The sequence below is a fragment of the Nonomuraea sp. MG754425 genome (assembly GCF_021699195.1).
Classification (GTDB): domain Bacteria; phylum Actinomycetota; class Actinomycetes; order Streptosporangiales; family Streptosporangiaceae; genus Nonomuraea.
The window spans coordinates 1-13,109 of sequence record NZ_SSXE01000247.1; the positions used below are offsets into that span (position 1 = coordinate 1).

General features: G+C 73.3%; 12 protein-coding genes and 2 pseudogenes. 6 read left to right on the forward strand and 8 right to left on the reverse strand.

Annotation, left to right across the window (positions count from 1 at the left end; translation table 11 throughout):
- Positions 1-654 (forward strand): annotated as a pseudogene (locus FAF44_RS47610) (hypothetical protein); the annotation flags it as partial.
- Between the two features lie 49 nt (positions 655-703).
- On the opposite strand, the gene FAF44_RS47615 reads toward FAF44_RS47610, so the two are convergent.
- Positions 704-2,311 carry an ATP-binding cassette domain-containing protein gene (locus FAF44_RS47615; RefSeq protein ID WP_237110071.1) on the reverse strand — a complete coding sequence of 536 codons (1,608 nt, stop codon included), beginning with the start codon at positions 2,309-2,311 and terminating at the stop codon, positions 704-706.
- A gap of 221 nt (positions 2,312-2,532) precedes the next feature.
- Here FAF44_RS47615 and FAF44_RS47620 point away from each other — a divergent pair, with 221 nt between their 5' ends.
- Complete coding sequence (locus FAF44_RS47620; RefSeq protein WP_308193522.1) at positions 2,533-2,901, forward strand: VOC family protein; 369 nt, start codon at positions 2,533-2,535, stop codon at positions 2,899-2,901.
- Positions 2,902-2,923: 22 nt separating this feature from the next.
- Here the strand turns inward: FAF44_RS47620 and FAF44_RS47625 are convergent, their stop codons facing one another.
- From FAF44_RS47625 to pdhA, 3 genes are read right to left on the reverse strand one after another with little or no spacing between them, the layout of a single operon-like run.
- Entirely contained in the window at positions 2,924-4,225 is a 1,302-nt protein-coding gene (locus FAF44_RS47625) for a dihydrolipoamide acetyltransferase family protein (protein WP_237110072.1), read from the reverse strand.
- Positions 4,222-5,238: an alpha-ketoacid dehydrogenase subunit beta gene (locus FAF44_RS47630; RefSeq protein ID WP_237110073.1), complete on the reverse strand. Its 1,017-nt coding sequence runs from the start codon at positions 5,236-5,238 to the stop codon at positions 4,222-4,224. Before FAF44_RS47630 ends, FAF44_RS47625 begins: the two co-directional genes overlap by 4 nt.
- Before the next feature lies 1 nt (position 5,239).
- Entirely contained in the window at positions 5,240-6,334 is a 1,095-nt protein-coding gene (gene pdhA, locus FAF44_RS47635) for a pyruvate dehydrogenase (acetyl-transferring) E1 component subunit alpha (protein ID WP_237110074.1), read from the reverse strand.
- Between the two features lie 199 nt (positions 6,335-6,533).
- Here pdhA and FAF44_RS47640 point away from each other — a divergent pair, with 199 nt between their 5' ends.
- Positions 6,534-6,977 (forward strand): Lrp/AsnC family transcriptional regulator, encoded by a 444-nt coding sequence (locus FAF44_RS47640; protein WP_237110081.1) that lies wholly within the window; start codon positions 6,534-6,536, stop codon positions 6,975-6,977.
- A 21-nt stretch (positions 6,978-6,998) separates the two neighbouring features.
- Here the strand turns inward: FAF44_RS47640 and sigJ are convergent, their stop codons facing one another.
- Complete coding sequence (gene sigJ / locus FAF44_RS47645) at positions 6,999-7,871, reverse strand: RNA polymerase sigma factor SigJ (protein WP_237110075.1); 873 nt, start codon at positions 7,869-7,871, stop codon at positions 6,999-7,001.
- A 129-nt stretch (positions 7,872-8,000) separates the two neighbouring features.
- Here sigJ and FAF44_RS47650 point away from each other — a divergent pair, with 129 nt between their 5' ends.
- On the forward strand, positions 8,001-8,792 hold the full coding sequence (locus FAF44_RS47650) for a class I SAM-dependent methyltransferase (protein WP_237110076.1): 792 nt from the start codon (positions 8,001-8,003) through the stop codon (positions 8,790-8,792).
- Position 8,793: 1 nt separating this feature from the next.
- On the opposite strand, the gene FAF44_RS47655 is transcribed toward FAF44_RS47650, so the two are convergent.
- Both FAF44_RS47655 and FAF44_RS47660 read right to left on the reverse strand, forming a co-directional pair.
- Positions 8,794-10,011, reverse strand: coding sequence for a cytochrome P450 (locus FAF44_RS47655; protein WP_237110082.1), 1,218 nt, complete (start codon positions 10,009-10,011; stop codon positions 8,794-8,796).
- A gap of 94 nt (positions 10,012-10,105) precedes the next feature.
- Positions 10,106-11,215, reverse strand: coding sequence for an aldo/keto reductase (locus tag FAF44_RS47660; protein ID WP_237110077.1), 1,110 nt, complete (start codon positions 11,213-11,215; stop codon positions 10,106-10,108).
- 87 nt (positions 11,216-11,302) lie between these two features.
- Between FAF44_RS47660 and FAF44_RS47665 the strand changes: the two genes are divergently transcribed.
- Both FAF44_RS47665 and FAF44_RS47670 read left to right on the forward strand, forming a co-directional pair.
- Positions 11,303-11,917 carry a TetR/AcrR family transcriptional regulator gene (locus tag FAF44_RS47665; RefSeq protein WP_237110078.1) on the forward strand — a complete coding sequence of 205 codons (615 nt, stop codon included), beginning with the start codon at positions 11,303-11,305 and terminating at the stop codon, positions 11,915-11,917.
- A 40-nt stretch (positions 11,918-11,957) separates the two neighbouring features.
- Positions 11,958-12,728 (forward strand): class I SAM-dependent methyltransferase, encoded by a 771-nt coding sequence (locus FAF44_RS47670; protein WP_237110079.1) that lies wholly within the window; start codon positions 11,958-11,960, stop codon positions 12,726-12,728.
- A gap of 124 nt (positions 12,729-12,852) precedes the next feature.
- Here the strand turns inward: FAF44_RS47670 and FAF44_RS47675 are convergent.
- Positions 12,853-13,109, reverse strand: a pseudogene (locus FAF44_RS47675) (1,4-beta-xylanase); the annotation flags it as partial.

The following is a 13,109-nucleotide window of genomic DNA, read 5'->3' on the forward strand; positions in this document are numbered from 1 at the left end:
CCGAACGACCCCGCCCCGCGCAGCCCCGCGCCCGGCCCGCGCTTCGCCGGGCTCGGTGCGGTCACGCACGTGGCCGCCGACCTGAGTTCGATGGCGAGCGTACGGTCGGCCGCCGCCGAGATCCGGGACCGGCTCGCCAGCGGCGACCTCCCGCCCCTGTGCGCCTTCGCCGGCAACGCGGGCATCCAGCACACCGACGCGCTCACCGAGACCCCCGACGGCTTCGAGGCCACGTTCGCGGTGAACGTGCTGGCCAACCACCTGCTCGTCCGCCTGCTTGAGGACGGCTTCACCGCCCCCGCCCGCATCGTGATCACGGTCAGCGACCCCCATTTCGGCGACTTCGCCCACAACCTGGGCATGGTCCCCGGCCCGGTCTGGCGTGCCCCGGACGTCCTGGCCCGCACCGGAGCCTTCCCCCGCCCGCACCGCACGGCCGCCGGGTGGACCGCGTACTCGACGAGCAAGCTGGCCGCCATCCACCTCGTGCACGAGTACGCCCGCCGCCTGCCGCCCGGCATCGACGCCGTCGCCTTCAACCCGGGTTTCGTCCCCGGGACCGGGCTGGCCCGCCACGCCGGTCCCGTCTCCCGTTTCGCGATGCGCCGCATCCTGCCGGCGCTGACCCGCACCCCGTTCGCGACCAGCCGGTGAGGTCCGGGCACGTGCCCCGAGCCCGCCCTCGTCGGAACGGCTCCCGCTCTCAGAGCGGCAACCGCGGCCAGGACTCCGTGTCGCGCAGGAGCTGCCGGTCGTGGGTGGCCAGCACGACCGCGGCTCCCGTTCCGGCCAGCGCCTCGGTCAGCTCCTCCACCAGGGCCATCGACAGGTGGTTGGTCGGCTCGTCCAGCAGCAGGACCTGGGGGCGGGCGGCCAGGAGGAGGGCCAGGTCGAGCCGCCGCCGCTGCCCGACCGACAACTCGGCGACCGGCCGGCGCAGCGCCTCGGACGGCAGCAGCCCGAGCTGCCCGAGCCCGACCGCGTCCGCCCGGCCGAGTGCGCCCGCGGTGACCAGCCGGCCGATCTCGGCCTCGAACACCTCGAAGGCCCGCAGCCCCGACGTCACCGGGGACTCCTGGGCGAGCAGGCCGGTCCGCGCGCCCCGGACGCTGCCCGAGTCGGGGGCGAGCCGCCCCGCGAGCACGTGCAGGAGGCTCGACTTGCCGGAGCCGTTCGGACCGGTGACCACCAGGCGGTCGCCCGCGCGCAGCAGGACCGACCGCGGCACGTCGAGCCTGCCCCGCACCGTCACGTCGTCGGCGCGCAGCAGTGTCACCCCGGGCGGGGCGTCCAGGCGCGGGGGCTGGAAGCGCAGCGGTGGCGGCGGCACGTCCAGGCGGTGCGCCTCCAGCTCCTCCTGCCTGCGGTGCACCGCCCGCACGAGGCCCGGCGCGCGGGTGGCGCGGGTGTGCTTGCCGGTGCCCTTCTCCGGCCGCCAGCCGGACACCAGCCGGTTCTGGGCCGCGGACAGGTCCTGCGCCAGGCGCTGGTGTTCGAGCCGCTGGTCGCGGTACGCGCTCTCCCAGCGCTCCCGCTCGGCCCGCCGCCCTTCCAGGTAGCCCGCGTACCCGCCCCCGTACGTGCGCGGCCGGTCGTCGCTGGTCGGGTCGAGGTCCAGGATCGCGGTGACGACGTCCGACAGCAGCGCCCGGTCGTGGCTGACCAGCACCACGCCGCCCGGGTGCGTACGCAGGCGCGCGGTCAGGTGGTCGAGACCGCCGGAGTCGAGGTGGTTGGTGGGCTCGTCGAGCAGCAGCAGGTCGTGCCCGGCGCCGAGCAGGCAGGCCAGCCGCACCCGGTAGCGCTGCCCGACGGACAGGCCCGCCAGCGGCGCGGAGCGGTCGGTCACCGCGTTGAGCGCGGCGAGGGAGACGTCCACCCGGCGGTCGGCGTCCCAGGCGCCGATGGACTCGGCGGCGGTCAGCGCCTCGGCGTACGCCTCCGCGCCGCCGGGACGTTCCAGGCCGAGGCTCGCCGACTCGAACGCGCGCAGCACGGCCCGCACCTGGGCCAGTTCGACGTCGATGAGGTCGCCGACGGTGCCGTCACCGGCGACCGGCAGCTCCTGGCCGGCGACCCCGAGCGTGCCCGACCGGTGCACCGTGCCCGCGTCGGGGGTCAGGGCGCCGGCGAGCACCCGCAGCAGGGTGGTCTTCCCGCGGCCGTTCTCGCCGACCACCCCGAGACGGTCGCCGGGGGAGACGGTCAGATCCACGCCGGTCAGGACCGGCCGGCCGCCGAGGGACAGCCGCAGATCGGCGGCGTTGAGATGGGCTCGCGAACGAGCGGATGGCATGACGATCGTGGACATGTGCTTCCTGTCGAAGGCAGGCTCCCGCACGCCTCGGCGCGATGGCGCGGAGACGGGGAACCTGGAGTTGAGAGACGACGCGAACGTGCTCGGCCGCGCCCAGGGCGGGCGGGCGAGTCGGTCGTCCTCAGAGGAAGTACAAGTGCACGGGCCGAGCCTAGCCAGAAAACGGGCTCAACCCGTACACAATTAAGACCGGTGCGATCGGAGGAGGGAGCGCGGTGGCGGACGAGGTGGTGTTCGAGGACGTGGCGCCGGTGGTGCCGGTGCTGGACCTGGACGCGGCGATGGAGCGTTACCGGCGGCTGGGCTTCGGCGTCCGGCCGTACGAGGGCGGCGCGCGCTACGCCTTCGTCGCCCGGGGCGGGGTGTCCCTGCACCTGACCGAGTGGGACGAGCACGACCCCGCCCGCTCCGGCGCGGCCGTCTACCTGTACGTCTCCGACGCCGACGCCCTGCACGCCGAGTGGGCGGCGGCCGGCGTCCCGGGGCGGCTGGTCCCGCCCGAGGACACCGAGTACGGGCTGCGCGAGTTCGCCTACGTCGATCCCGACGGCACCCTGCACCGCGCCGGGTCGCCGCTCGGGTGACCGGTAGCCGGACCCGTCCCGGCTACAGGTCGGCCAGCAGGGTCGCCGGGCGTTCCACGCAGTCGGCGACGTAGCGCAGGAACCCGCCGGCGACGCCGCCGTCACACACCCGGTGGTCGAACGTGAACGAGAGCTGGGCCACCTTGCGGACGGCGACGACGCCGTCCACCGCCCAGGGCCGGTCCACGACGCGGCCGACGCCGAGCAGGGCGGCCTCGGGGTGGTTGATGATCGGGGTGGAGCCGTCCACGCCGAACACGCCGTAGTTGTTGAGCGTGAACGTGCCTCCCGTCAGGGCGTCCGGCGGCAGGCCGCCCTCGCGGGCGAGCGCGGTCAGGCGGTCGAGTTCGGCGGCGAGCTGGGTCAGCGTCATGCGGTGCGCGTCGCGGACGACCGGCACCACCAGGCCGCGCTCCGTCTGGGCGGCGAACCCCAGGTGGACCCACGGGTAGCGGACGATCTCGGCGCGCTCGGCGTCCACCGTGGAGTTCAGCTCGGGGAAGCGCCGGAGACCGGCGACACAGATGCGGGCCAGCAGCGCCAGCAGGCCGACGCGCCGGTCCGGTACGGCGGCCCGCAGCGCGTCCCTGGTCTCCAGCAGGCCCGTCGCGTCCACGTCCACCCAGGTGGTGGCGTCGGGGATCTCGGTGCGGCTGCGCGTGACCTTCTCGGCCACCGTCCGGCGCAGGCCGCGCAGCGGGACACGTTCCGGCTGCCCGGAGGCGGCGGGCTCGGCGGCGGGCTCGGCGGCGGGGCGGCCCGTCTCGGCGATGGCGTGCTCGACGTCGCGGCGCAGCACGATCCGGTTGGGGCCGGTGGGCGTGATCCGGGCCAGGTCGAGGCCGTTGTCCAGGGCCAGCCTGCGGACCAGCGGCGAGATCACGCGCGGCGCCTGCCCTGGTGCCGTCTCGCCGCCAGTCTCATGGCCCGTCTCGTGGTGTCGTTCGGCCGCCGCCCTCGCGTGCGCGGGGCTCCGGCGTCGCCGCCGCCCGGCCAGGTGACCGGTGCCGTAGCCGATCAGCACGTTGCCGGACCCCGCCCGCTCCTCCTCCCGATACCGTTCTCCCGCCGCGTCCGCGGGCCCGACGGAGATGAGCGGCTCGCCCACCGAGAGGACCGCCCCGGCCTGCGCGTGCAGCCGCAGCACCGTGCCCGCGTACGGCACGGGCACCTCGACCGCCGCCTTGGCCGTCTCCACCTCCACCACGATCTGGTCGACCTCGACGGCGTCCCCGACGGCGACCTTCCAGACCACGACCTCGGCCTCCGTCAGCCCCTCACCGAGGTCGGGCAGCCGGAAGAGCTGCTCGTCAAGGGTGTTCACGCCGCCCCCCTCGACAGGTGCCGGACGTCCGGCCGATCCCCGAACTGCAGCCGCTCGACGGCGTCCAGCACCCGGTCCACCCCGGGCAAGTGCGCGTGCTCCAGCTTCGGCGGCGGGTACGGGACGTCGAACCCGGCCACCCGCAGCACCGGCGCGGCCAGCGAGTGGAAGCAGCGCTCCTGCACCCGCGCCGCGATCTCGGCCCCCACCCCCGCGAAGCCCTGCGCCTCCTGCACGACCACGCACCGCCCGGTCCGCCGCACCGACGCGACCACGGTCTCGTCGTCGAACGGCACGATCGTGCGCAGGTCCACGACCTCCAGGTCCAGCCCGTCCTCGGCCGCGGCGGTGGCCGCCTCCATGGCGACGAGCACCGCGGGGCCGTAGGCGACCAGGGTGGCGTCGCGGCCCGGCCGGCGGACCACCGCCCGTCCGAACGGGGCCGCCGCCCGCCGCTCCAGCCCTGCCTCCGCCTTGGACCAGTACAACTTCTTCGGCTCCAGGAACACCACGGGGTCCGGGTCGGCGACGGCGTCCCGCAGCAGCCAGTACGCGTCCTCCGGGGTGGCGGGCGTGACGACCTTCAGCCCCGGGGTGTGCGCGTAGTACGCCTCGCTGGAGTCGCAGTGGTGCTCGACCCCGCCGACGCCGCCCCCGTACGGGACCCGGATCACCATCGGCAGCGCCAGCCGTCCCCGGGTGCGGTTGCGCAGCTTGGCGACGTGCGAGGCGATCTGCTCGAACGCCGGATAGGCGAACGCGTCGAACTGCATCTCCACCACCGGCCGGAAGCCGCCCATGGCCAGCCCGACCGCGAGCCCGACGATGCCGGACTCGGCGAGCGGCGTGTCGAAGCACCGCTGCTCGCCGAAGTCCCTGGTCAGCCCGTCGGTGATGCGGAAGACGCCGCCGAGCGGCCCGACGTCCTCGCCGAAGATCAGCACGCGCTCGTCGTCGCGGAGCGCGTCGCGCAGGGCGGTGTTCAGGGCCTGCGCCATCGAGACGGTGGGCATGTCAGCTCTCCTGGGCGTTCAGCTCGGCGCGCAGCAGTTCGCGCTGTTCGCGGAGCTGCGGGGTGGGCTCGGCGTAGACGTGGTCGAAGATCTCGAGGAGGTCGGCCTCGGTGTCGGCGTTCATCCGCGCGCGCAGGTCCGCCGCGAACGACTCGGCCCGGACGCCCGCGGCCTCCACGTCCTCGCCGGTGAGCAGGCCCCGGCCGCGCAGGTAGGTCTCCAGCCGCCGCACGGGGTCGGCGGCGCTCCAGCGCCGCACCTCCTCGTCGTCCCGGTAGCGGCCGGCGTCGTCGGCGTTGGTGTGCGCGTCCATCCGGTACGTGTGCGCCTCGACGAGGAACGGCCCCCGTCCGCCGCGCGCGTGCTCGACGGCCGCGCGCAGCACGGACAGCACCGCGACGAGGTCGTTGCCGTCCACCTGCTCGGAGCGCACGCCGTACCCGACGCCCTTGTAGGCCAGCGCCGGGGCCGCGCTCTGCCTGGCCAGCGGCACGGAGATGGCGTACTGGTTGTTCTGCACGAAGAAGACCACCGGGGCCTTGAACACGGCGGCGAAGTTGAGCGCCTCGTGGAAGTCGCCCTCGCTCGTGCCGCCGTCCCCGACGAAGGCCATCGCCACGCCGTCCTCGCCCTTGCGGCGCATGGCCTCGGCCATGCCGGTGGCGTGCAGCACCTGCGTGGCCAGCGGCGTGCACTGGGGGGCCACGCGGACCGCCGCCGGGTCGTAGCCGCAGTGCCAGTCGCCGCGCAGCAGCGTCAGCACCTCGACCGGGTCGAGTCCGCGCGCCACCAGCGCCACCGAGTCGCGGTAGGTGGGGAACAGCCAGTCCTGCTCGCGCAGCGCGAGCACGCCCGCGACCTGGCAGGCTTCCTGGCCGCGGCTGGAGGGGTAGACGGCGAGGCGGCCCTGCTTGGTCAGCGCCGTCGCCTGCGTGTCGAAGCGCCGTCCCACGACCATCCACCGGTAGGCCGCGCGCAGCAGTTCGTCCGGCGGCGCGGCGTACTTGGCGGGCGCCTTCACGGCCGAGCCGCTCTCATCGACGAACCGGATGGGCGCGGACGAGGGCAGCAGGCCCCGCACGGTCTTGGCGGACATGGGCACGCTCACTCTCGAGGTACACCGAAGCGGTGCGGACGTTTGTCACAGAAAGCGTCCTTCTGTCGGGCCATCTGTTCAAGAGATCAGCAATAATGGGCGACAAATGGTTCATATCCCCCTCAAGGAGGGCCGATTGTCGTCTGAAGAGGCTCCTGGGAACGACTGGCCGGGACGTTCGGCCACCGGCCCCGACGCGGTGGACCGGGCGATCATCGCCGAGCTCCTGCGCGACGGCCGGATGTCGGTGCGCACCCTCGCCGAACGCGTGCACATCTCCCGCGCCAACGCCTACGCCAGGCTCACCCGCCTCATGGACGACGGCGTGATCACGGGCTTCACCGTCGAGCTCGCGCCGCAGAAGGCCGGCCTGGGCACCAGCGCGTACGTGTCGGTGGCCATCGAGCAGAACTCGTGGCGCACGGTGTCCGCCCACCTCCAGGAACTCCCGTACGTCGAGCACTTCGCCATGGTCGGCGGCGACTACGACATCCTGGTCCTGGTCAGGACGCCGGACAACGAGACGTTGCGGCACGTGGTGCTGGAACGCATCCAGGACGTCCCGGGCGTGCGGGCCACGCGCACGTGGCTGGTGTTCGACGAGGCCCGGGGCCGCGGCGCCCGCTGGGGCACCCCGGACTGACCCGGGCCGGTGCGGGGTCGCTCAGTCGAGGGCGAGATGCTGGAGCTTGTCCGGGTTCGCGACCCGCCACAACGTCACGATCCGGCCATGACGGATCTCGAACGTGTCCACCCAGACCGGCCCGCCGTCCCGGTACGTGACCAGCGCCGGCTGCCCGTTCACCTCGATCGGCCGCACCCGCTCCGCCGGACGCCGCCGCTCGATCCACGCCAGCATCGCCGCCAGGCGCTCGCGCCCGCGCATCGGCACCCGCGCGGCCGTGGTCCGGCCGCCGCCGTCGGCGACGTACACGACGTCCGGGTCTAGCACCGCCACCAGCCCGGCCAGGTCGCCCGCCTGCGAAGCGGCGCGGAAGGCGGCCACCACCCGCTCGCGCTCACCACGCGTGCCCTCCGGCTCATGGTCGCGGACCGCGGCCACCCGCCCGCGGGCCCGCGAGGCCAGCTTGCGGCAGGCCGCCTCCGACTTGTCGAGCACCCCGGCGATCTGCTCGAACGGCAGCCCGAACACGTCGTGCAGCACGAACGCCACCCGCTCGGGCGGAGCCAGCGCCCGCATCACCACCAGCATCGCCGTGCCCACCGACTCGTCCACCAGCACCGGCCCGGCCGCGTCCGGCCCGGTCAGCAACGGCTCCGGCAACCACGGCCCCACGTAGTCCTCGTGCCGGACCCTGGCCGACTTCACCACGTTGTACGAGGTCCGCGCCGCGACCGTCAGCAGCCACGCCCGCAGGTTCACCACCTGCGACAGATCCGCGCCGGCCGCCCGCAGCCACACCTCCTGGACGACGTCGTCGGCCTCGGCCACGCTGCCCAGCAGCCGGTAGGCCGCGCCGAAGACCGCCGGACGGTGCAGCTCCCACTCGGTGTCAAGACGCGGGCTCGAACTCACCCCGAAAAGTCTAGGACGCGCCTCCCGCCAGAGACCCGGCGGGCCGCTCTCCCCGGAGGGCTGTCCTGACCGGGCCCTGACTTGTCACACTCGGTCGTAGCCCGGCAACTCGTCGCTGAGGAGAGCTTCGTGACTGTGATCGACGACCTGGCCGCACCGTCGCCCCGCCCGGCCGTACGGGAGAAGCTGCCGCTGCTGCTCGGCGCCCTCGTGACGAGCGCCCCGATCGCGCTGGCCTGCGAGGCGCTGCCCGCCGAGGAGCTCATCCTGATGGGCGGCGGCGTCCCGGTACGGCTGCGCTCGCTGCGCAAGCGCCTGGCCAGGCTCCTGTACGACCAGCGCTACGGCGTCAGCACCACCGACTTCGCCGACCTCGCGGACTTCGGCCTCGACCACCCCGAACGCGTCTACTACTCGCCCGCCCACTGGGGCACGCTGCGCCGGGCGCTGCCCGTGCGGGACGTCGGCGCCCACGACGTGTTCCTCGACCTCGGCGCGGGCAAGGGCCGCATGGTGCTGGAGGCGGCCGGCCGGTACCCGTTCAAGCGGGTGATCGGCGTCGAACTGGCCCCCGAGCTGGCCGAGGTCGCCCGCGCCAACGTGGCCGCGGCCCGGCGCCGCCTGCGCGCGCACGCGGTCCTGCTCGTGCAGTCGGACGTGCTCGACTACGACATCCCCGACGACGTCAGCGTGGTGTTCCTCAACAACCCGTTCCGGGGCGCCACGTTCGCCGCCGCCATGGACCGGCTGCTCGAATCCGCCGACCGCAACCCGCGTCCGATCACGTTGATCTACTTCAACCCCGTCGAGGAGGAGCACCTGCTGCGCACGGGCCGCTTCCGCCACCTCCGCACGGTGACCCCCTGGCGGCGGGCGGACACGGGCGTGTTCGGCACCACCCGCGTCTACACGGTGACCTGACTCAGGCGGCAGGGGAGAAGCGCACCGGCAGCGCCGTGGGGCCGCGGGTGAAGACACCCCGCTCGACCGGGACGAACCCCGGCTCCAGCGTCAGGTCGGGCATGGCGTCGAGCAACTGGTTGACCGCCACCTCGACCTCCGTCTTGGCGAGCAGCGCCCCGACGCAGAAGTGCCGTCCCAGGGCGAAGGCGAGGTGGCGGGCCGCGGCGGTGAACGCGGTCGCGCCGTCGAACTCCGGGCGGAAGATGTCGAAGGAGCCGGGGTCGGTGAAGAACCGCTCGTCCCGGTTCGCGGCGCCGATCAGGCAGATCACGGTGGCCCCGGCGGGCACCACCCCGCCCGCGACCGCCACCTCGGCCGCGGTCTGCCGCATGATCATGTGCACCGGCGGCGTGTAGCGCAGGGTCTCGGCCAGCGCCCGTCCGACGAGATCACGGTCGCGCCGCACGGCCTCCAGTTGCTCGGGATGGCGCAGCAGGTTGGCGAACAGCGAACCCACCGCCTTGTCGGTGGTCTCGCCGCCCGCCGCGAGCAGCAGGCTGCAGAACGCCTTGATCTCCTCGTCGTCCATCCGGGCGCCGTCGATCTCGGCCCGGCACAACGTGGACAGCAGGTCGTCACCCAGCCGCCCGCGCCGCTCCCTGATGATCGGGATCAGGTACGCCGCGAACTCCTCCCGCGTGCGCAGCCCGGCCGCGGTCACCTCGGGGTCGCCGCTCAGGTTGCCGAGGAAGTCGACGACGGTGCCGTACCAGCGCTGGAACCGGTCGTGGTCGGCCTTGTCCAGCCCCAGCATGTCCACGATCACGTTGATCGGGAAGCGCCGCGCGAACGCGTCCACCAGATCGACCGACCCGGTGGAGCGGAACCCGTCGATCAGCTCTCTGGCGTTGCGCTCGATCACCGGCAGGAACGTGCGCCGCAGCTCGCCGCCCCGGAACGCCGGGACCACCAGCGCCCGGCGCACGGCGTGCTCCCGGCCGCTGAGCTGCAGGATCGTGTGCCCGTGCACGGGCGCGACCTGCCACTCGTAGTTGTCGGTGGTGAACGTGTCGTCCTTGAAGGCCCGCATGACGTCGGCGTGGCGGGAGATCACGTAGCTCCGCATGCCCTCGTGCCAGAGCAGCGGCGCCTCGTCGCGCAGCACCTGGTAGGCGGGGTACGGGTCGGCCGCGAACTCGGCCGAGAGGATGTCCGGAAGGTTGCGTGCCGCATCCATCACCATGGGCCGAACGTAACCGATGACGTGCCCGCCGTTACCGCTACAAACGCCTGGCCCGGACGGTAGCCGGGCTCCTTCTCCGCGGTCGCCCTCAGGCCGCGTCGCCGGGCGTCCAGTTCCGTACGGCGGGGGCGTAGCCGGCCGGTTTGTCGGCGACCTTGACGCCGGGGTTGACCAGCCAGCTCTGGTAGGCCGGGGTGAACATGCGGTAGACCGACCCGGGCGGCACGGCACTGGCCGCGTCGAGCCGCTCGCGCGACTCGGCGGGCAGCTCGAAGTCGAGCGCGGCCAGGTTGGCGTCGAGCTGCTCCGCGCTGCTCGCCCCGACGATCGCCGAGGCGATGCCGGGCCGGGTGGCGACCCAGTTGAGCGCGACCTGCGCCATCGGCCTGCCGAGCTCGCCCGCGACGCTCTCCAGCGCCGCCAGCAGTTCCCACTCCCGTTCCGTCCACGCGTGCCCGGCGGCGCCGTCGCCGCTGAGCCGGCCCGTCCCGCTCAGGCCCTGGTCGGCCCGCCGGTACTTGCCGGTCAGGAAGCCGCTGCCGAGCGGGCTCCACGCGGTGATGCCGAGCCCCAGGGTCTGGCCCATGGCGACGTGCTCCAGCTCGATGGTGCGGTCCACGAGCGAGTACGGCAGTTGCAGGCTGACCAGCGGGGCGAGCGAGTGGGCCTCGGCCAGGGTCTGGGCGCGGGCGGCGTACCAGCTCGGCACGTCCGACAGGCCCGCGTACCGGATCTTGCCGGCCCTGGTGAGGTCGTCGAAGGTGCGCATGACCTCCTCGACCGGCGTGATCCGGTCCCAGGTGTGCAGCAGGAACAGATCGACGTGGTCGGTACGCAGGCGGCGCAGCGACGCCTCCAGTGCCCTGATCATGTGCTTGCGCCCGTTGCCCCCGGCGTTCGGGTCGCCGGGATCGACGCTGTTGGTGAACTTGGTGGTGAGCACGACCCGGTCGCGCACGCCGGCCTCGGCGACGAGGTTGCCGAGGATGGTCTCGCTCTCCCCGGCGGTGTAGAAGTCGGCGGTGTCGATGAAGTTGCCGCCGGCTTCGAGGTAGCGGCGGAAGATGGGGCGGGCCTCGTCCTCGGTCTTGCCGTAGGCGGCGTGGAAGCCGCCGGTGCCGAAGTTCATCGTGCCGAGTGCCAGCCTGCTGACCCGCAGGCCGGAGCGGCCGAGCAGGTAATAGTGAGCCATGGACATGGGGCCAGCTTGCGTCGCGGAAAATGGACTCGCAAGTCCAAAAGCGAGTAGGCTGGACCGTGTAGTCCAGACCGGTGGAGGCCGATCGTGCGCACGCTCACCCGTAAAGGAGCCGCGACGCGGCAGCGCATCCTCGAAGGAGCCGCCGCGCTCATCCGCGAACACGGCGTGGCCGCCACCACCCTCGACGACGTCCTGTCGGAGACCGCGACCAGCAAGAGCCAGCTCTTCCACTACTTCCCCGGCGGGCGGGAGGAACTGCTGCTCGCCGTGGCCCGGTTCGAGGCCGGACGGGTGCTGGAGGACCAGCGTCCCCAGCTCGACGACCTGTCCTCCTGGCCCGCCTGGGACGCCTGGCGGGACAAGGTCGTCGATCGTTACCGCCGCCAGGGCCGGCTGTGCCCGCTCAACTCCGTCACCTCCCACCTCGGCGACCGCACGCCGGGGGCGCAGGCGGTGGTCACCGAGCTGATGCGGCGCTGGCAGGCCGAGATCGCCACCGGCGTCCGGCGCATGCAGGACGCCGGGCAGATCGGCCAGGGCCTCGACCCCGACCGCACGGCGGCGGCGATCCTGGCCGGCATCCAGGGCGGCGTGCTCATCCAGATGTCCACCGGGCGGACCACCCACCTGGAGGCGTCCCTCGACCAGAGCCTCGCCTACCTCAAAGATTCGGCGAGACAGGTGTGCGACCGGCGTTGACGGGGTGGCGGTCGTGACGCGAGGCGTTCACAGTGGCATCATGCCGCAGAACACCTTCGACACCCGCCTGGCGGAGACCTACGAGTCCAAATGGCCGGAGCTGTTCGAGCCCGCCGTCGTCGAGCCCGCCGTCGAGTTCCTCGCCGCACTGGCCGGAGCGGGGGCCGCCCTCGAGTTCGGCGTCGGCACCGGCCGCATCGCCCTGCCCCTCAGCCGTCGCGGTGTGCGCGTGCACGGCATCGACCTGTCCACGGCCATGATCGAGCAACTCCGGGCCAAGCCCGGCGCGGAGCGCGTCGGCGTGAGCGCCGGCGACTTCGCCACCACCAAGGTGAGCGGCACGTTCAACCTCGCCTACCTGGTCCGCAACACGATCACCAACCTGACCACGCAGGACGAGCAGGTCGAGTGCTTCCGCAACGCCGCCGCGCACCTCGCGCCCGGCGGCTGCTTCGTCATCGAGGCGTACGTCCCGGAGCTGCGCCGGCTCCCGCCCGGCCAGACCGTCCACCCGTTCACCGTGACACCGGCACACCTGGGGTTCGAGGAGTACGACGTCGCCACCCAACTCGCCGTCACCCACCACTACTGGCTGGCGGACGGCCAGGCCGAGACCTACTCCGCCACCCATCGCTACGTGTGGCCGGCCGAGCTGGACCTCATGGCGCGGCTGGCCGGGATGACGCTGCGCGAACGCTGGGCCGGCTGGCGGCGCGAGCCGTTCACCGGCGACAGCGGGGGGCACGTCTCGGTCTGGGAGAAGACGCACCGCGCCAGAAGGGGCGGCCCGGTGACGCGACGCGCGTGGTGATCCGGTGGGCGAGGTGCCGAGTCCGGTGACCCGTCGCGCGTGGTGACCCCGGCCGCCGGAGTCCCGGGGGCCGGGAGCACGATGGCGCGGCGGTCGTGGACCGCCGCGCCAGGGCCCCCGATGGTCAGCTCGCGCTGCAGGAGACCGTCGGCCAGGTGTAGTTGCCGTTGTGCTGGACGGTCACGCCCCAGTTGTTGCCGTTGCCGTTGGGCTTGGCCGACAGCACCTGGGTGCTGGGATACGTGGCGCTGATGTTCCAGGTGGCGATGATCTTCGCGGGTGAGGGCACGTTCATCGTGACGGTCCAGTTGCTGGAGCCGCTGACCGCGACGTTGAGGTTGTAGCGGTCGCTCCACTGCTGACCGGCCGACAGCGTCGCGG